Raw genomic sequence first — 18,313 nt, forward strand, 5'->3', positions numbered from 1 at the left:
AGGACTAATGATCACTATGAAACTTTTTACAAAAGTGAAGAGATTTCATGCTATATAAAGAGCATAAAAAAATACTGATCAACTGTTAGCAACAATTCATTAATATTTAACCGACAGCCAATCAAAATGGACAATGATCTATTTTTCTGATCATGGACTCGGTTTTGTCAATAAAAATAACCCGAGTGACCTAAAACTTACCCATAATGATCAATACTGTCAGGATTTGAAGTACCACTATTTATTAGTTCTTATAATTCTAACGACCGGCAGTACATTACGGCTGCCAGAAGTGGAATTAACTTTTTAACTCTATTTTCTGAATGGTCAGACATTGACGATCCCAGTATTAACCATTCCTGTCATATGATTTCAAACGATATTTGTCATCAACAAAATAGTGTTATTGACTTTAATAATAAACAGAATTGACTATACAAAATTCCGTCAGATATGGCGCCATGACATTATGAAAAATAGCAAACAGCGAATAAGGTAAATATTGTGGTTATAGCGTGATAATTTGTTATCTGAGGCATAAAATATACTGCGTTTATTCTCGGCTTTAGTCTAATAATAAATGCGATTTTTTACTAATTTAATGATATAAGTAATATTTTAAATAGAGATTAAAATGTCATTATTAATTACTTATCGCTGTATCAATTGTGATATTAAATAAATTTAAATAGTTTTAAAATAGTTGTAATATAGTTTTATATTATCTTTTAATTTTTTAAATTAGCGTTACTTATTAGCAATTTCGCTCTATTTAGTAACACAAAAAAAATACCAAGCATACATAGGAATACCAACCGGCTATTAAAATAAATTAAAGATATATTCAATACCGCTAGCTGAAATTTATATATCTTCATTTCTTATTGCCTATTAATAAATTAATTATATGAAAACCGCAAAAATACGCCTTAACTATATAATATTATTATTTATATTCTCAATTTTATTAAATGTTTTTGTTTTTAAAGAAGATTCAAGACTACCACATGTATCTAGTTTTACTATTCTCTTAATTACTTTCTTATTAAGAATAAATTACCAAAACTAATTGGATTACTTTTTTATTCTTTATAAATATAAAAGTTATATGTTCATTAAATTTTAACGGAAATATAATAATTTCCGTTCTCCATTCCATCCTTGAAACTAACATAAATGAAGCTCTATTTATGTCAGGCAGTTTACTACTGAAGTTAATTTTTCCTACATTGATTTTTCCTGCTTTTTTATTTTATCTAATAACAAGAATTAAGAAAAATTTAGAAAATACCTCTCTATTATTGTATTCAGCATTATCATTTACAGCACTTTCGATGTTCCTGGTTGGTTTAGATATAAAAGATGAAAACAGATTAATTTCTAATATCAAAGAAGATAAAAAAAACTCGGGATTTTTTTTCATCATAAAGTCCCTTTAGTATTTGGTGACGTGATTTATTTATTTATTTATTTATTTATTTATTTATTTATTTATTTATTTATTTATTTATTTATTTATTTATTTATTTATTTATTTATTTATTTATTTATTTATTTATTTATTTATTTATTTATTATATGAAAATAATAAATATGCAAATACAGCCAAAATTGAAAAATTTAATCATGCAATATTATCTAAAAAAGAAAATAATAAAAATATTATATTAATCATTGGGGAAGCCTCACTCTACTCCCGCTATAGTGCATATGGCTATCATTTGGATACAACGCCACATATGACAAAAATATTTTCAACCGAAGATAGCTGCGTCTTAAATAATGCCCATTCCAGTTCACCAATAACCCGAGATTCAGTGTCAATGACACTAGCCTTTCACACACCGGAAAATGAAGAAAATCTGTTCAACAATAAATCTATTATTGAAATGGCAAAAGCCAATGGATATAAAACATATTGGTTAGGTTTCCAAGACATACAAGGTCCATATGGTTCTAAATATGGTTTCATCGCTCAAAAAAGTGATGATTTAAGGCTAACCAATTATAACGATAATAAATTGGCCAACCTGCTAGCAAAAGTGTTATCTGATAATGCACAAAAGAGATTTATCATTATTCATCTTTATGGTAATCATTTACCCTATGACAACTATGATACAATAGATAAAAAAGCTTTGCCAAAAGCAACAGATTATGATCTCACTATTCATCATACTGACAGGATCGTAAATGATATACTGAGTGTCATTAATGCAAAAATAGAATTTAATTTATACCGCAGATCAAGGCGATATAGTCAATGTTGGTCATGGATTGGAAAAAGGAAGAGAACAATATTTGATCCCCTTTATGTATAAATCGACCAATAAACATTTTAATTGTGCTTTCATCGAATCTTTTCGTAATAAAAACGGATACTTGAGCGATTTGATGAATAAGTATATTTTATCCGAACTGCTTGGCTATGACATTGATAAAAATATTCTTAGAAACGAAAGGGAATATGATCGAGTGCTAACAGCTAATAAAAATATTTTACCTTTTTCCTTGATAGAATAACAATCACTTAGCAAGAATATTACTAGATTCCAATTTAAAATCCAGCCTTAGATTACATTCTTTTGGGTTTTTAGATCGACACGATTTAGCAAAGTGTTTTAAAATAGATTTAGCTGCTGCTAACGCAGATTTTAGCTATGAGTTTACATAAAAGATTTACATCAAAACCAACACTTAGTTTTTTTTGTCTGTGTACTGTTCTAGCTGCTTTTTGAACAAACAGTCAACGTAATGTTCATACCTTTATCATTGTTAAGATAGTAAAATCGATCTGGGTTGCAGCTTTGTATTACTGAATTGGGTTTTTCAATAGAAAATATACTGTACAAAATTATCAGTTACAGATAACATTATGTTTTTAATGCTTAATTTACTTTTATTTACTCAAATTACTTATAACATATTGCTATGTCTTTATTAATTACTCAACGCTGTATCAATTGTGATATGTATGAACCTTGAATATTTTAATAGTTAAAACAATGCATTATAATTTTGTGTTATCTTTTGCTTTTTAAATTACTAATGCTTGTCATTAATTTTGTTCAGTTTAGTAACACTAAAAATACCAACAAAAACATTAACTTATTGATAAACTACATACTGACATGGAAATACTCAGCTATCACTAGAAACCATTAATCAATAATAAAACCACCGTCTCACACAAAACCACTTATATGCAACCAACAACTAATAGTTAACAACTTCCTCTAACGCTGCTAATATGATGCCCCTTAGGGGGTTGTTATATGGTACTAAACTAACAGGAAAGATTAATAAAGAAAATAATGCAACAAATATGTATAGCTTTTGCGTTTTTCACTATCGGTTACGCTGTAAGCTATATAATTACTATTAATGTTATAATACCAGTGAATTTTGTGCGCCTAAAACCAAATATTTTCGGACATGATATTAATGATCCAGGTGACGCAGAATTGTATATATCATGTCATTCTAAAGATAATAACCATGTATCATACTGCCATGGCTATTCAGATGCCGTGATTCAGTTAGCATGCCAGAAAGGTCTCGGCAATTGCTACGATATAAGTCCAGAGAAAATAACTGACAAAATGACAGATACGAAGTTTTCTACAAGAGGATAGGCCCTGCAATAAACAGCTATCTTAAATCGTTGGAAAGCTTCAATTGTCCGAAAGAATCATTTTAAGCACTCACCATCTAGGTTATGTGCCATAGTAAAGTGTTAATTAATGCGGTTTTTTCGGCCATTCTATATCTAGCGCGGTGGTGGTATCAATATTATTAAGTTTCACGCTATACATTTCCCAAGCACGCAGCGCAGTTTTTTCGCTATTGGTCGCCATCCCTAATCGCACTTTACGGTCAAGTAGGGTAATTTTTGATTGCGCTTCGTCAATTAACTGTAATTTTGTTTGATTTGCGTTGTTGATTTGGTCTGCTTTCACCGCCTGATTATCCGTTACCCATTTTTTGCCATCCCGTTTATCAAATTGTGTTGAGGGCGCTAATAAAGTGAAGCCGGTTTTTATCTCGCCGAGGTAATCAACGGTACAGGAAGCACGATTATTGGTATCGTATACCGTCTTGCCTCGGTGGTCTAGCATATATAGCCACTGTTTGCCATCAAGACTTCACACAATGGCAATTTCGTCATTGCTCGATATTTTAGGGGGGTCGATATAGGAATATTGACCGACACTAACGCCTTTATATATCAATTCCATTATCGCTCCAAAATATTCATACGGCGGTTCATTCCTCGACATATAGGTTTTTATCCAACCTCTGTTTTTATATAACCCGTTTTCACTAATTTCGGCTTTTGGTATTTCTGTACTGCATTTCACTATGCGGCCCTCACTATGTATAAAAATGCGACATTTCGTGGTCTGTTCTCGTTTGCAGTCGGAACGACACGAGAAACATCAAAAGAAGAAACGGATCCCCAACTATCGTTTTCTACAGACTTCACATTCGCGTTGAAATATGTGTCTTGCCTAAAAACCCCATCAGCCCAAACAGGCGGTGCACTCGCTCCCTGTCGCACGTATCCAATACGTCCAGTAATATTGCGAATAGCGTCCCCCTGATTAGTTAAAATTTTTCTACGTGGATCGACCTTGCCGCCTAAATCCATCCCACGAATAAATTCACCGTACAAATTCGGTAATTTTCCAGAAGGATAAGCGAGGGCTAATTTGGGGTAGTCGGCTTTAGTAAACGTTTGACCGTTACAAATTAAATAGCCTGTCGGTGCAGTTTCGTGTGGCCAGGGAATAGGGGTGCACCGACCGGATAATTGTTAATTGCTTCAACATCAGAGGTTAATGCTAGCGTGCCATTTTTATTTGACGGAATAGTGACGACGGCTTTATTGTTGCCTTTAGCATCGGCTTTTTGGCTTATCACTTTGTCGGTAGCATTACCCGTAGTTTGCAGGACGCTTGCTTTATCGAGTTTTTTGTTGATTTCATCAATACTCACCGTTTTCGCCAGGTCATAAGCGGCTTTGACGGCTTTTGGGGTGGCAGCCTGTGTCTCATCATCGCTATTCTTCGCACTACTGAGTTTCGTTATCCCTGCCACGGTTTTTGTGGCAGCGGGTACGGTGTTATTCACGTTTTTCGATAAGGCACTGATGAGTCCGGCTTTCAGTTTATCGACGTGGCCGTCGTCCAGCACATCACTGTTATTGGTTTCCGCAATAAATTGTGCCACCACGTACGCTATCATGGATGCCTGCCACCAGACGGTGTTAAGTTCCTGCGAGCGCTCTCCACCCCCACACTAAAACCGTTACTGCGGGCGGTGAGTTTCTGATACTCCTCTGGCGGCAATACGTTAGCCCAGTCTGCGATACCAAACGGTAAAATTTCATTTTTTGCCATACTATTTCCTATAATTTGACTGCCCAGCTTCCTGTATCAAAGCAGTCGATATAACGATTGTTGACATCAAACCCCAAAATACCGTTATTGCCTTCTGAACCGGTATAGGCGTTGAGTCTTACCCCTTCGGGTTTGATATTGAGATATCCCTGTTTGATAACCGCTTTTGTGACTTCCAGTATCACCCCACCGGTCAGATACACATCCATTGACATATTCTGATTATCGATAAAAAAGATTTTTACCGTTTCATCAGGAATAACTCCCTGGTAAATTTCTGAGAGCATCGCACTTGTGCCATCCCAGTGATTCGCGCGTATTTTTGCTATTAAGATAAAGCGATAAGTCTCATCATCGAGTTCGGTAAAGCCACTATCGGCATCAAAGCGTCATTTCCAGCTTCCCTGGTCAAAGCCTACCTTTTCGGTATCCAATGAAAATAAACACCTTTAATTGGCGTTTTGACAAATCGTGATAAGCCTATCCATTCGCCGACGGCATCTACTTGTTTACCCATTCCGCTATCGATACTGAAAAACGCATTAAGCTTTGCGGATAAGGCTGAAATATCAACCAACGCGCGGGTCATCAATTCAATATGTTGCGTAATCTTTTCCGCTTGGCGATGCTGCGGGGTAATATATTCGGTGTAATCTCTCATGAGATCACCACCAGTTTGACGTTACTCTCACGACAACTGACTGCTTCATTAAAAGCCACAATCAAGTTTTCTTCTTTGACCGTTTCTTCTGTCCGTCCGATTTTTATTGCCGTGATATCAAATGTTTTCCCTTTTTTATCACCGGGCAGCAGATTCGCCGGTGAATAGAGACGGGTCAGATAGAGATTATCGCTGGTTGATATATTCTGATACTTTCTTCCGAATTTTATCGCCGGTGAGCGTGGTAAAACCCAAAAACGCGGTTAAGTTGATTTCAACGTGTACATAAACCGTTTTTGGTCTCGAAAAACAAATTGTGATTGGCATATCGTAACGGTCTTTCACTGTCACGGCGGTATCGCCATACGTGCCAGCGCCCGGGGTTTTCTTTTGTGCAATAGCGCGTTAGCAATCGTGTTGACATCACCTCCATCCACAATCATGCAATAGAATTAGGAGGAATGCCGTTTTTATCAGTTTCACTGATATCATTTTCAAAGCCGCGCTGCCTTGTCAACCCTGAGATGAGACTAATTGCACCCTGGATGCCTTCCAGTACGGTGCGTGACGGCAGTGATACCGATTTTCGTTGTCTTTCACGCAATTGGTTATCCTGTTTCAATCGGCCTGCCTTGTGTTGCGGGTTTTGGATTATTGACTGTTTGCCAGCCTCGCGTAGGCGTGGCTATCTCGCTAATTTCACTGGTCAATACGGTAACACTCCCCGCAACCAGACAAACCGCCGTGACGGTCGGCTTTGCCGTGCGTATTCAATGTGACGGTGTCTGGTAACCGCCAGATATTGTCGTCTTTATCGCGTACACGGCCTTTTTTAATCACCGTACCCCCACCTGACCCGTTAATACGACATCAACATTAGAGTAGCCAGATGCGTGGCGTGAAATGCCGTTAATCGCCATATTATTTGAAAGTGCAGCGCCTCCCTATACTGGTACTAGTACTGGGGCTAAAACTGTTGTAGGTGGCGATAAACGCATTATTGGCATCATGGATGGCGAGCGCGTAAATCGCTATCATCTGGCCGTCTTTGCTATCCGGCGCGTTAAATACGCATCCCGCCCATAAATTTCATGAAAAAAATCGGTTAATCGCATCAGTATGCTCTGATAATCCGGTGCACTGATGCCGTCGTCAGTCACTTTCGCTGACAACCCTAAAGTAGTGAGATTCAAGATTAGACCTCTTGGGTAAAGGAAGTTTCGCCGTATTGGGTTTGTACTGTTGCGCTGATAGTCAGTTTTCGCGTCGTTGGATTTTGGCTGACATTAAAATCGATTAACATGGTTACGCCCTGCGTATCCAGTATGCGCTGTTTGACGGTCATACCGTAAGCGTCAAGATAAGGTTTGCCTAATACGGATTGCAACCAGTGTGTGCCTTCTTCACGGTCTAAAAACCATTGTCCCTGCCAGAGGGACAAGCGTGTTTAAATCGCCAGGGCGACGGCATCCGGTGAATTGGTTAAAAACGCGTTATCCCTTGACCAAAGCTGTAGTCGCCTTTACCCGCTTCTCGTCGATAACGCATCAATTCACCTCGCCTGAACTATCCCCACCGGCTTTGACACCTTTGTGGGTATGTGTTTCATCAATTCGTTTGCCGTTGGCGGTTAATGTGCCCAAAAATTTAATCGCACCGGTGATTTTTGCAGCCACACCGGAGGCCGTCGAACCTACCATACCCCCTAACCAACTTAGTAATCCTTTGATGGTCACTCTCTCCGAAAAAATGGCTTCGGGTGTCACGATTTCAAGGCCCCCAGGGGCAACAATTTTAATTTGTTGCGTTGATGGATTTAATTCAAAATACGTGGCGCCATCGTCGCTTCTTAACTGCATGGCATCCGTAATCATGCTACTTATTTTCTGTTTTTGCGATTGCGCCCCTATGAAAGCGAAAGCATCTGATAAATCATGCTGTCTTGGGTCAATCACTTCTTGAATTCCGCCATTTTGCCACCAGAAGTCAATGCACCTGTCTGCAAAGACCACCAAACATTCATCACCGCTTTTGATGGGGAAGGTCATTGTGACACCGCCACCGCGAGGGAAAACAACCGATACATCAACCAGCAGCGGTAAATTCATCGACTGCGCATTTCCTTTGCTATCTGTCAATGTTCCTTTAATCGCTGGCTGTACAACACAAGTGACTTTGCTAGCATCGAATGACTGAATAATACCTGGCATTGCTACACGAAGTTGAGAAAAAATCGCATGACTAAAGACTTTAAACAGTTGTTGCTGGTCACCGATACGCTCTGATATCGAAATTGTCATTATCGCACCTTCTTGATATCGATTCGGTCATTTGCCCCTTAGGCAGCAATACAGACCGGGTCCATATACCACGGCTTACCATGCGTATCGCCAGTATAAGTGATGTTTTTCACGATATAATCCCCATCCATGGAAAGGCTGGCCAGTTGTGAGACAGTGCCTTGCGTTTGCCGTAAGCTACCATCATTAGTTTCAGTAATTTGCTGTATCCCTAAGGCGATATCGCTGTTGGGTAACATCGTGCGATAGATTAACGCATGATCAAGACGAATAAGCCCGTTGACTTGAATGTTTGGGTTAATCAAACAACGCACATTAACGCCTGCTTCAATCGTTTGTTGCGGTAATCCAATCAAGCCCGTTGCACTATTAAGCACAATTGCCTCCTAAACGTATTTGTTTTCTGGCACCATGACTAACTGACCGTTAATGCATTGCCAAGAGGCAAGGCATTACCACGCCAGATTATCAGCGGCATCTCGAACCATACCAAAATAAACTTTACCCCGGGGAAAGCGGGTATTATCAAACTCAGGCGTCACCCCTTTGACAATCCCGTAATCGGCAAGGCCTGTGAGTAACGCATTGTGTTGCTCTGCCTGAGTATGCCCTGCGCTTAGCGTGGTATTCAACGTGACGTAGTCATGAGCCTCGCGCGAATCAATCGCCTGAATAATCACAAACGTATCGGTGGGATTATCACTGCCTGAAATCGTATAGCGGATTTTTCCCGTGAATATCAGCCCCGTGTTATCCTGATAGCCCGCCATGAGCTGAATGTTAACAAATTCCCTTGCCTGAATTTGACTTACGGTTTCTTTTTTCAGATTCCAGACTTTAAAAACGCCAGTGCGAGGATAGCGTGTATCCGGCCAGGTAATATTGAAGGTGGCGTGAAAATCCGACAGCTCAATGCCTTCACCCTTTTCATCGGAAACAATCAGGGAGCATTTTCTTATCCAGTTTTTAGTCATGAATAAATCTCAAAATAGTTGCACTTTAATTACCAATGGAGTTATAATAACCCTTAATTGAGATTAATGAAGGTGAATACTGTGGATAACAGGACAGTAATAACACTGCTTGAAAAGGATGGCTGGTTTTTAGTTCGTGTAAAAGGTAGTCATCATCAATTCAAGCACCCAAATAAAAAAGGACTTGTCACAGTAAAACACCCTCAAAAAGATATACCACTACCTACTTTTAGTAGTATTAAAAAACAAGCTGGAATGTAATTCTATTTGGGGGAGTAAAATGTTATATCCAATTGCAATTGACAAAAGTGAATCATCATTCGGAATTAGAATTCCTGATATTCAAGGTTGCTTCTCTGGTGGTGAAACATTAAATAAGGCAGTAAAAAACGCGAAAGAAGCAATTGAGGCACATCTTGAATTATTACTTCAAGACAATGAATCATTGCCTACAGCTAATAGCATTGATAAATATTTTGCTGATGATGAATACCAAAATGTAATTTGGGCAATGGTTGACATTGATGTCACTCGCCTAATGGGAAAAACAGAAAAAATTAACGTTACTTTGCCATCATTATTAATTCACCGTATTGATCAATATGTTTTAAGTCACCCTGAATATGGTAGTCGATCTGGTTTTCTCGCTAAGGTTGCCGCGGATAATATTTTAAATAATCCAGTATAGTTTTACGGTGATACCCAAGGCATCCGCGTTGATGTCGCTTTCCTCATCCGATAGCAAAACCAGCTTCCCTTCACTAATAAGATGGCTATATTGGGCAAGTAAATTTTCACTCACGATCAGCGGAATACCCTGAATCACGGGTTGATTGTCAACCGTGAGCATATCCAGCACACCAGCCAGCGCTATCACGCCAGATAAGGCGAAATTGCTACACGGTATCAGATAGCTTAATCGTAAATTGCTGGTTGGTTGGGGTAAGCGGTATTTCGTTAATTTCCATTTAGAAATCCTAAACCTCGGTCTAAAAGGCTTCGATTATCAACGGTTTTTGGTGTTTTCAGCCCTGTGTTTGACATACCTCTGTTTGTATTCCCTTCCCGCATATTTTGGGGTTCAACCGCTGTTATCCTGGCCTTTTGGGTTTGGGTGATATTCAGTTCCCGTAAGGTTAATATCGCCATCAACACTATTTCCGTGTGTTTAGCGGTGGTCACCTCAATAGCGAGAATGAGCATATTCTGGTATTTGCGCTTACCTGTTATGACATCAAACGGTTGACGGCTGGCTTGAAGCGCTAAAATTTGCTGGTAGATTTCCTGTGCGCTCAAGCCGGCACGAATACCCACTTTTGCCGTGTCCCAAAAATCCAGCAGCGATCCACCACTTGAAAAACCCACCTCCATCATGACTTCTGCTGGCCGCTTGTAAGCGTGATCGGCAATTTCCGCTCCCAATTCAATCGGGTGTTCTGTGATTTTTAACGTATCCTGAGATTTTTCTGAGATAATGACATCCGGCACCAGCAAACCAATTTTGCGCGATCGTTGTGAAAAAAGCGTAGAAAGCATGTCCATCAGTAGGCTCGCTGGGTTAACTGTCCAATCAGTCTGGCGTTAACGCGCGTTTGTTTATCAGCAATCGCATTGGCAGTAGCGTGGGGATCTAATGCACCTTCAACATTAATCGTGATATTCTGGTCTATATTATTTCCCATACTGCATTCGCTGCTTGATAGAGCATTACCTGGTTATACGGCTGTCTGCCATTTTCGTGCTCAACGATGCTAGACATCAGCGATGTCATGACCGCCGGATTGGACAGATTCAACACGGTGTCAGGGGACACCCCTAATTTACCGGAGATTTTATCAATATAAGCCTGGGTATTGTTTTTACTGGCGGGATCCCAGGTGCTAATAATTTTTTCAACGGTATTTAGCCCCTTTCAGCGTAGCGATTAAGCTGTGAAGAAAGGGCTTGTAAGCCCTCAAATGCGGTATTGAATTTGGCGAATCTTCCGTTAGGTGATTCACGTACTGCACCGCGTTGCCCAGCAAAATTCAGATTACCCGGGTTATTGTTACGAATACCCCGTGGAATGTCGCCGGTAAGCACATCGGCGATATTATTCGGTATATTGCCGCCTTGATTTTTGTTTGCCCAGCTATTATCAATGCCGAAAAAACCCAAACCGTTACCAATAGCGCGCTTGACTTGACGGGTGTTGTAATCCCATGATGCACTTGAGCTATCGCTGATATTGTCTTTATCTGAAATCAGATACCCTGCATAGAGCCGCCATAATTTCAGCCAGGGTGGGATAGGCAACATAGCAATTTTGCCAAAGGCCCCCTAATATTTTGCTTACCCACGCGCCGGCAATAAAAATGGCTAATAGCTCAAGCGCATTTTGCGCCCCCCCCACCAATTGGGCGAGTGAATTCAGTTTATCGCCTAACCCGGTGAAGGCGGCTTTCGCAAGACTTATGTCACCTTCGCACTTCGACCAATAGATAAAAGATTTCCCGCCCTCTTTCCACGTCTGGTAGTCTTCCCAAAGTAACAATAAAACAGCAACAAGACCGCTAATAATGCCGATGGGCGAGGCAAAAAATGCCTGATTAAGCACCCAGGATAGCCACTGCCAATCCGCTAAAGGTAGTGATGAGTTTTTTAGATTTTTCGTCTAAATTGCGCCACCGATTAAAAATCTGCCCGATCACCTGGCTGATTCGCCAGATAACGCGCCCCACCATTTCACCATCTCGAATGATGCCCTTAATGAGGCGGGTTAATACCCTCTCAATTTTCGGGAAATTATCCAGCAGTCCTTTCGGTGATTATCTATCTCTCTGCTCAGTCCCCCCGCTAGATGAGATCCAATTTTATCCCGCAAAATATCAAACAACCCCGTCAATCCTTTCATCGAGGTCATAAACTAGTTTGACTGTTTGGCAGCAATATCGGCGTTAAATCCGGTCTGCTTAAGCACACGCTGGTAATCAGCCGAAAATTTATTCAACCCTCTGTGCATTGCCATTAGCGTATTTTCATCAATGCCGAGTAGTTGAGCGTATTGATTGGCGCGATAATAGGGCATGGAGGCCAGTTTATCCTTCACACGGGTAAAAATAGCGCTCATATCCTGAAAATTGCCATAGGCATCACGGGTCTGTTACCCCAAGCCGATTTAAAAATCCCTCCGCACCTGGACTGTTTCTTAAAAATCGCACCAGATTTTCAAGTGAACCTCTTACCGCTTCTGGGCTACTCTGCCAGTGAGACTGGCGCCCCCAGTTTGATAATATTGACACTCACCGCCGTAACAATGGACTGAAATTTTCTCATGCCACTGTCATCGACCTTAAAACCTAAGCTGATGAGAAAATCCCGCAACGTTTCAGCATGAGTCATGGTGGTTTCTCCAACGCGCAATTCGCGCTTCGTTATCCTATTCGATGTCTATCCATTCATCTCGGCCAAATCTGCCAAATCGATTGAGCCGTCTTTTAATTTATCGAATTTAATGTAGTCATACTTAACAGGAAGGCGGAAAAAGTCCTTACCATCCGGCATTGAATCCAGAGTTAATCCTGTGAGGGGGAGGCTAGCTGTCTCGTCGCCTTGGGGTGCGTGAAAAATTACCGAGGGGTCTCCAATCACATGCGCTACAATCTCAAGCATTGTTTTTCAGTCAATATCATCAAACATCAATTCGCCCTAGCGAAAAATCGGCGTCCATGTCTTAGCATTTTTGCATGAAACCACGGCTAAACAAGGGCGCAAAATCGCATTACAATCTTCATCGCTCATTTGGGCAATAGAATTTGCCATAACGGGTAACACCGCTGCCATTGACATTTCCCCTTATCGCAACTTTTGTAATTCGCCGGTTAAACCGGATAGCACCGGCAATAACTTTTGCGTTACCTTTAAGCTAGTCAAACACATTGAGTTTTTGACTTCGATACTCATGACCGTTAATTTCAATTTCCACGAGAATTCTCCTAATAAGGCGTCGATCTTAATGCAGTCAAAGACCCACGATAAGACATTCGCCTCTTTTGCATTTTGCAAATCCGGTATTTTCTGAAAGGCACAACTACGCACGGTAATGATATCGCCAGATACCGGATTACGTATCACAATCACATTATTACCCCAAAGCGCCGATGACTTGCTTTGCGCGTTATAGGCGATCATCAGTTTTTTGTTAACGTGCGAAGCTTTAATGAGGCTTACGGTTACCGTGCCTGACTTCCCCCCGTGTAGTGTGTGCATCCCGTCTCCATCGGCACCAATGGTCAGGGTGTTTTTGGCGTAGGTCATTGTCACCACTATTCCTTCTTCCGAGTTCGCCGAGCCAGAGCCCAAATCTATCACCTCCGTGGGGCCGGTTAGCATGGCGGAAACATCAACAAAACTATAAGCGGCCATTTTCTCTCCTTATCGAACAATGGTGATGAAGACATCCGCGAAATGCACCGCACCGGCTAACTTACAGACAACCTGAATCGGCGGCGCTTTACGTTTTTCGCGCTCAGATTGTGCCTGCTCCGCAAGCGGTTGAATATAGAAGTAATACCCTTTGGTGAGCATATCACAGTTTGATAATTGACCGATCACCTCGCCATGCCTGGTGCCAGCAATCCATTAGTGACCGCCTGTGCTAAGGATTGCTCAACATTGGTTAAAAGCGGCGTGCTGCCTTGCTCCGTTTGGGAGACTTTTGTCGTGCTGGTATATAGCAGATTGTACAAGTTCGTTTGCACAAAGTTTTGCAAACAGTCCAACCCGTAGCGTTTATCAAAAAAATCACCATTAGCCATCACGCCTTCTTGTATGATGGCAGTGTTCGTTATCCTAATTGACAAACACGTTGCAATTTTTAGCCACCAGCGTATTAGCATGTGAAGTGGTCAAGGTCTCCGCTTTAACACCGGGTTCCTGTTTGAATTTGAGGGTGATCGTGGTATTATTGCCGTTGAAGTTGACTGAAAACGCCCGACCAAAAGCCAATGCGGCTGCGTAAGGTGTTGAAGATGAGTATTGTGTAAAAACCCGTTGATATTTCGCCTTTTTTAAAATAGAGGCAATATCATCCTCTTTCGTTCTATCCAGTACGGCGGTATATTGGGTGGTAACCCCAAAAACGCGTAAATTGCCGACTGCACCGATAAAGTTTGCAACGTCTTTCACTTCATCATTAGAAAGGGCAGAAGTCACCACCAGTCCATACCAGTTGCTCGAAAAATCTGCCAACGTTGAAACCGCATCAACGATAATTTCACTGTCCATACCTGAAACAGGGGTTGCACCACTTTCCTGCGTCAACTTCAACAACCCTGATAGGTCAGTGCCGGATTCTGGTGCGGAAGCAAAACCCACTGCGCTTGTTTTACCTGCCGTATTCGATGTCACCACAAAGCAACTTTCGTTAGTATTCCACGTCATTGTAGATGTGTTTATTTTTTCACCAATTCGGGCGGCAACACCGTTAAGGTTAGTTTTTCGTGAAAAATCCAGCCCATTTAATTTAACATTTTTGTTATTTACGCTGATAATCATTGCGCCGTCAGTAATGGACGTAAAATGACTAATTTTTGCCTCTTCCTTGATTAATATGCCACCGCACAACAATGCGGATGAGCCAGATTTCACCCAGCGACTCACGTATAAATCGACAGGCTTTGGTGACTGCTGGTAATAGAGTGAAGCCGCCTGATACTCGGGTGCGGTTGTACCAAAATCATTGGCGACTTACTCAATATTGGAATATGCCCGTAATCGCTCAAGCGGGCGGATCGATAACGGGTGAATCACCTATAATGAGCAGTGAACCAAAATTACGGCTACTTGCAGCACGCGGTGACATATCAAGCGTGACCTTAACCACCCTTGAAACGGGTAAACCTGTTGACATTATTTATCTCTAAAAAACGTAACGTGGGCATCTGTCACTGATTTTATGTGATAGCGACACACCACTTTACGACGTAGATGAACGATTATATCAAACCGGTTCACCCACTGATTGTTGATAAGCTCAAGAAAAGCATTAATTTGACTGTAACTACCTAAAGTAAGATTGGACTTATTCAGTTCAGCATTGTTTTGACTGAGCATGATGCCATCACGAAAACGTGCGACGTAAACCATGTCGTTTTTTCCGTAGAAAGAGGCTATACATGTTAATGTTTCGTGCTGCCAAAGCTCGGTATATTCATCATTCTGCTTCACTAAAGCGGGATTCGCCTAACTGGTAATATCGAGGAGCCCAAAGGCACACCAGTTAGTATCAGGCGGTGACAACGGTGCCGGATCGCGTTGCCAGCGGAGTAACGTGTTTCGCTGGTAAGCCAGAAACGCCAACAACCCAAAGACTTAACCGACGATTTAGACTTTCATTATATTGTGCATTCTCATCAAAGGGCGTTAGCCAACCTATCTTAGCACTGCTGTGCTCATGAGAGATGCCTCCGTCAAACGGCATCAGTTCACAATGCGCCTGAAGAAATCGCGCACCATAAGCGGTGTAAGGATCGACGGATTTCACCAGATATTTGCGCTCCTGATAGGTGACAATATCACCAATATAATGTGTTTCACCGGCAATTAATCGCGTTGTGGTGACAACCAATATTCGCCCACTGACGAGTTGTCCGGAAGTGCGTATTTGGGCTTCAATTGAACTATCTACAGTAACGACACCTGAAAAAGGAAAAGTGCTTTCTTTTGTTGAGGTAATGCCGTCATCATCAATCAAAATTTCTCTTCGCGTATAAGTGAGTGTAAAGTCGTTAAAACGGGGGTTGAGTAATACTCGGGTAACATCAAGGATTGGCATTTTTCTTTCTCACTACATAGGTGATTGCACGCCGATAAGTACCGGTGTCAATCAACGGTCTAGCTTGCTATTATCTGGCGGTAAACCGGCTTTTCGATTCTCAAGCTCTTTCGTTGCGCCTTTACGCCCTCGTCGTGCTCTGGCAGCTAATGTACTGTCGAAAGGGGCACAAAATTGCTTTGAGTAATGACGGGTTGCATACCTTGTACGGCGATTTCCCCTGCTCGATTTAAGGCTTGATCTACTTTATCCGGTTGAGCATCCAAAATAGCTTTAGCGGCTATTTTAAGTTCCGCGGTAGTTTTGGCTTCAACTGAACAAATACCCGGTATCAAATAGGGTCTGGCGGGGATATTTTTAGCCGGTGAGCCAAACTCATTAATATAACCGATAGCCGCATTGCTAAAGGAAATATCCTCCCGTTCACTATTTTCAGCCGGAATACCGACTAGCACGTCCTGTTTGCTAAGTTAAGTGAGGGTATCAAATAATTTACCCGTGTTGTCAATGCGTAAGGTGACGCCACTTTTCATAATTGCCGTCCCTCTGCACCAAATCGGGTGTTGTTCCAAAATCCTGCGCTGGGGTTTAATGTCATGCTGTTATCGTAACTGACACTCACCTTATCGAACGATTCCGAAGCAGTGACCGCTGAACTTGAACCACTAAGGACACCAACCTTTAAATACTGTGCATCCATGGCATAAAGCGTGAGATAATGGGCGACAAACAACCACACCCAGCAAGGAAAGACCTCATTCCCTGAAACATTTTCGCTCAAAAATTTGTCGGCTAAATTCAAGCGAAACTGAATTTGCGCATCGGGGAATTTAACCTCATCCTGAAACGGGGGAAAATCATTGCGAAATTGTTGGATCGTGGGTAGTGATTTGTTTCTCGGGCTCATCCGTAATCTCTTTTTCAGTTTCTTGTTTTTCTTTCCCTTTTTTCTCGGTCTTGGCATTCCCGTTTTCGTTGGTTTGCGCTTTAACGGGAATAAGCATAATACTATGCGACTGTGTAAACCAATGTATTTCATTGATGATGCGTTGCTCAAGCACATTACCCCGATTCACTGGAACCATATCAATTTGACGGGAGACTATGCTTGGAAACAGCAAAGCGGGTAGAGAAAGGCGGATTCAGGCAGTTATTGCCGATTCCAAAGGTTACCATACTTTAATTTCCCTTTCGTTAAATGACCCCCTATAGGGGCTTAAATGCCATCGCAGTAAGCAAGCGTTTCACGATAAACCGGCTCAACCGCACCCAGACGACCGTAATAGGTGGTCAGTTGATATAATCCGTGGTACTGAATAGGGATACTTTGTAGGGGAACCATTGAGAAGCGTACGTATTGTTTTTCATTGGTATAGGCCACCATTCTACCTTTATTGCCTACTCCACGGCCTTTCAGCCATTTAGCTGCGCGAATATTAAGCGGAATACCGTTTTGGTGATAGTCAATCGTATTGGTTTTTAAGTACGTCAGTAATGACTGATTACCCGCACTGGATACTAAGATAGTGGATAACAAAGCAAACTGTTCAGGCGGAATGAGTAAATCCATTGGTACCATCGAATACGCCGATGCTGCCCATGCATCGCTTAAGATTTTGTTGATACTGTCACGGATTTCATCTGCGGTGGACTGGCTCCAGGTTTTGGCGGCATTGTTAGTCTTGATATTAGCAAGCTTTAACAATCCTTTGACATTCATTGCCGTATCACCGACATAGACTTGCTCTTCTGTGTCCATATTCCATTTCAAGGCGCATACCATCATATTTTTGTGAGTCTACCGGACGACCAACTTGTCTTGCGGCGTCTAATTCAATGACTGTCCAACCAATCTCCATCCCCCAAAGTTGCAGTGGGAATCCTTCTTTTTGAATATCAATATTCACACCAACAATGGCAGTAGAATCTTTGCCTATCCAGTTTTTGCCGTTAGGGTTAGCACCTGTCCCCGCGGCGGAAAATCCAGTACGGGTAAAACTTGAAATATCATCCGCAATCGAAACATCTTCGCGTAATTGAACATCACGACTATAGGTATATTGCACTAAAGGCAAATTGATGCTTTGGTCTAAACGCTCAAGTTCACCGATAAGAAAAGCGCCGATTGAGTCAATCGTGCGTTGGTCAAAAGTTAACATAGT

General features: G+C 41.3%; 23 protein-coding genes and 7 pseudogenes. 3 read left to right on the forward strand and 27 right to left on the reverse strand.

The window, feature by feature from the left end; genetic code table 11:
- Positions 1–1,673 precede the first annotated feature (1,673 nt).
- Positions 1,674–2,321: a sulfatase-like hydrolase/transferase gene (locus tag ARADI_RS06885; protein WP_238149258.1), complete on the forward strand. Its 648-nt coding sequence runs from the start codon at positions 1,674–1,676 to the stop codon at positions 2,319–2,321.
- A 1,419-nt stretch (positions 2,322–3,740) separates the two neighbouring features.
- On the opposite strand, the gene ARADI_RS06890 is transcribed toward ARADI_RS06885, so the two are convergent.
- From ARADI_RS06890 to ARADI_RS06930, 10 genes and pseudogenes are all read right to left on the reverse strand, one after another.
- Complete coding sequence (locus ARADI_RS06890; protein WP_119711548.1) at positions 3,741–4,118, reverse strand: tail fiber assembly protein; 378 nt, start codon at positions 4,116–4,118, stop codon at positions 3,741–3,743.
- A gap of 27 nt (positions 4,119–4,145) precedes the next feature.
- Positions 4,146–4,361: a hypothetical protein gene (locus ARADI_RS06895; protein WP_119711549.1), complete on the reverse strand. Its 216-nt coding sequence runs from the start codon at positions 4,359–4,361 to the stop codon at positions 4,146–4,148.
- Positions 4,361–4,792 (reverse strand): phage tail protein, encoded by a 432-nt coding sequence (locus ARADI_RS06900; RefSeq protein ID WP_119711550.1) that lies wholly within the window; start codon positions 4,790–4,792, stop codon positions 4,361–4,363. Before ARADI_RS06900 ends, ARADI_RS06895 begins: the two co-directional genes overlap by 1 nt.
- Positions 4,753–5,247 (reverse strand): tail fiber protein, encoded by a 495-nt coding sequence (locus tag ARADI_RS06905; RefSeq protein WP_119711551.1) that lies wholly within the window; start codon positions 5,245–5,247, stop codon positions 4,753–4,755. The genes ARADI_RS06900 and ARADI_RS06905 overlap by 40 nt, the downstream gene beginning before the upstream one ends.
- 163 nt (positions 5,248–5,410) lie before the next feature.
- On the reverse strand, positions 5,411–5,737 hold the full coding sequence (locus ARADI_RS19560; protein WP_369406981.1) for a baseplate wedge 1 family protein: 327 nt from the start codon (positions 5,735–5,737) through the stop codon (positions 5,411–5,413).
- An 80-nt stretch (positions 5,738–5,817) separates the two neighbouring features.
- Positions 5,818–6,063, reverse strand: coding sequence for a baseplate wedge 1 family protein (locus ARADI_RS19565; protein WP_255420623.1), 246 nt, complete (start codon positions 6,061–6,063; stop codon positions 5,818–5,820).
- Positions 6,060–7,259, reverse strand: a pseudogene (locus ARADI_RS06915) (baseplate J/gp47 family protein). The gene ARADI_RS19565 and the pseudogene ARADI_RS06915 overlap by 4 nt, the downstream one beginning before the upstream one ends.
- Positions 7,259–7,504 carry a contractile injection system sheath initiator gene (locus ARADI_RS06920; protein ID WP_439647081.1) on the reverse strand — a complete coding sequence of 82 codons (246 nt, stop codon included), beginning with the start codon at positions 7,502–7,504 and terminating at the stop codon, positions 7,259–7,261. The pseudogene ARADI_RS06915 and the gene ARADI_RS06920 overlap by 1 nt, the downstream one beginning before the upstream one ends.
- Before the next feature lie 106 nt (positions 7,505–7,610).
- Positions 7,611–8,363 (reverse strand): Gp138 family membrane-puncturing spike protein, encoded by a 753-nt coding sequence (locus ARADI_RS06925; protein WP_119711552.1) that lies wholly within the window; start codon positions 8,361–8,363, stop codon positions 7,611–7,613.
- 38 nt (positions 8,364–8,401) lie between these two features.
- A pseudogene (locus ARADI_RS06930) lies at positions 8,402–9,337 on the reverse strand (phage protein).
- A gap of 81 nt (positions 9,338–9,418) precedes the next feature.
- On the opposite strand from ARADI_RS06930, the gene ARADI_RS06935 reads away from it, so the two are divergent.
- Both ARADI_RS06935 and ARADI_RS06940 read left to right on the forward strand, forming a co-directional pair.
- The gene (locus tag ARADI_RS06935; RefSeq protein ID WP_202864182.1) at positions 9,419–9,598 is read left to right on the forward strand and encodes a type II toxin-antitoxin system HicA family toxin; all 180 of its coding nucleotides are present in this window, start codon (positions 9,419–9,421) and stop codon (positions 9,596–9,598) included.
- Between the two features lie 19 nt (positions 9,599–9,617).
- Entirely contained in the window at positions 9,618–10,025 is a 408-nt protein-coding gene (locus tag ARADI_RS06940) for a type II toxin-antitoxin system HicB family antitoxin (RefSeq protein ID WP_119711553.1), read from the forward strand.
- Here the strand turns inward: ARADI_RS06940 and ARADI_RS06945 are convergent.
- From ARADI_RS06945 to ARADI_RS07005, 17 genes and pseudogenes are all read right to left on the reverse strand, one after another.
- Positions 10,008–10,187, reverse strand: a complete 180-nt coding sequence (locus tag ARADI_RS06945; RefSeq protein ID WP_119711643.1) for a phage baseplate plug family protein — start codon at positions 10,185–10,187, stop codon at positions 10,008–10,010. The genes ARADI_RS06940 and ARADI_RS06945 overlap by 18 nt on opposite strands.
- A 107-nt stretch (positions 10,188–10,294) precedes the next feature.
- Positions 10,295–10,879, reverse strand: a complete 585-nt coding sequence (locus tag ARADI_RS06950; protein WP_119711554.1) for a phage baseplate protein — start codon at positions 10,877–10,879, stop codon at positions 10,295–10,297.
- Positions 10,879–11,019, reverse strand: a complete 141-nt coding sequence (locus ARADI_RS20805; protein ID WP_369406949.1) for a hypothetical protein — start codon at positions 11,017–11,019, stop codon at positions 10,879–10,881. The genes ARADI_RS06950 and ARADI_RS20805 overlap by 1 nt, the downstream gene beginning before the upstream one ends.
- A 220-nt stretch (positions 11,020–11,239) precedes the next feature.
- Positions 11,240–11,635 (reverse strand): hypothetical protein, encoded by a 396-nt coding sequence (locus ARADI_RS20810; protein ID WP_369406950.1) that lies wholly within the window; start codon positions 11,633–11,635, stop codon positions 11,240–11,242.
- The gene (locus tag ARADI_RS20815) at positions 11,571–11,933 is read right to left on the reverse strand and encodes a hypothetical protein (protein WP_369406951.1); all 363 of its coding nucleotides are present in this window, start codon (positions 11,931–11,933) and stop codon (positions 11,571–11,573) included. The genes ARADI_RS20810 and ARADI_RS20815 overlap by 65 nt, the downstream gene beginning before the upstream one ends.
- Before the next feature lie 309 nt (positions 11,934–12,242).
- A complete protein-coding gene (locus ARADI_RS20820; RefSeq protein ID WP_369406952.1) occupies positions 12,243–12,446 on the reverse strand; it encodes a hypothetical protein in 204 nt (67 codons plus the stop codon).
- A 125-nt stretch (positions 12,447–12,571) separates the two neighbouring features.
- Positions 12,572–12,718, reverse strand: coding sequence for a hypothetical protein (locus tag ARADI_RS20825; protein WP_369406953.1), 147 nt, complete (start codon positions 12,716–12,718; stop codon positions 12,572–12,574).
- 48 nt (positions 12,719–12,766) lie between these two features.
- On the reverse strand, positions 12,767–12,988 hold the full coding sequence (locus tag ARADI_RS17645) for a DUF6889 family protein (RefSeq protein ID WP_238149192.1): 222 nt from the start codon (positions 12,986–12,988) through the stop codon (positions 12,767–12,769).
- A gap of 36 nt (positions 12,989–13,024) precedes the next feature.
- Positions 13,025–13,159 carry a phage tail assembly chaperone gene (locus tag ARADI_RS19570; protein WP_255420624.1) on the reverse strand — a complete coding sequence of 45 codons (135 nt, stop codon included), beginning with the start codon at positions 13,157–13,159 and terminating at the stop codon, positions 13,025–13,027.
- A gap of 144 nt (positions 13,160–13,303) precedes the next feature.
- A pseudogene (locus ARADI_RS06965) lies at positions 13,304–13,741 on the reverse strand (tail tube family protein); the annotation flags it as partial.
- Positions 13,742–13,750: 9 nt separating this feature from the next.
- Positions 13,751–15,227, reverse strand: a pseudogene (locus ARADI_RS06970) (DUF3383 domain-containing protein).
- Complete coding sequence (locus tag ARADI_RS21630; protein ID WP_439647082.1) at positions 15,227–15,544, reverse strand: phage neck terminator protein; 318 nt, start codon at positions 15,542–15,544, stop codon at positions 15,227–15,229. Before ARADI_RS21630 ends, ARADI_RS06970 begins: the two are co-directional and overlap by 1 nt.
- Positions 15,545–15,779: 235 nt before the next feature.
- Positions 15,780–16,151: pseudogene (locus ARADI_RS06985) on the reverse strand (head-tail adaptor); the annotation flags it as partial.
- Positions 16,138–16,606, reverse strand: a pseudogene (locus ARADI_RS06990) (hypothetical protein). The pseudogenes ARADI_RS06985 and ARADI_RS06990, both read right to left, overlap by 14 nt.
- 74 nt (positions 16,607–16,680) lie before the next feature.
- Complete coding sequence (locus tag ARADI_RS06995; protein WP_119711644.1) at positions 16,681–17,058, reverse strand: DUF4054 domain-containing protein; 378 nt, start codon at positions 17,056–17,058, stop codon at positions 16,681–16,683.
- Positions 17,009–17,272, reverse strand: coding sequence for a hypothetical protein (locus tag ARADI_RS07000; protein ID WP_147392383.1), 264 nt, complete (start codon positions 17,270–17,272; stop codon positions 17,009–17,011). Before ARADI_RS07000 ends, ARADI_RS06995 begins: the two co-directional genes overlap by 50 nt.
- 95 nt (positions 17,273–17,367) lie before the next feature.
- Positions 17,368–18,310 (reverse strand): annotated as a pseudogene (locus ARADI_RS07005) (DUF2184 domain-containing protein).
- Positions 18,311–18,313 lie beyond the last annotated feature (3 nt).

The organism is Arsenophonus endosymbiont of Aleurodicus floccissimus, assembly GCF_900343025.1.
Lineage (GTDB): Bacteria > Pseudomonadota > Gammaproteobacteria > Enterobacterales > Enterobacteriaceae > Arsenophonus.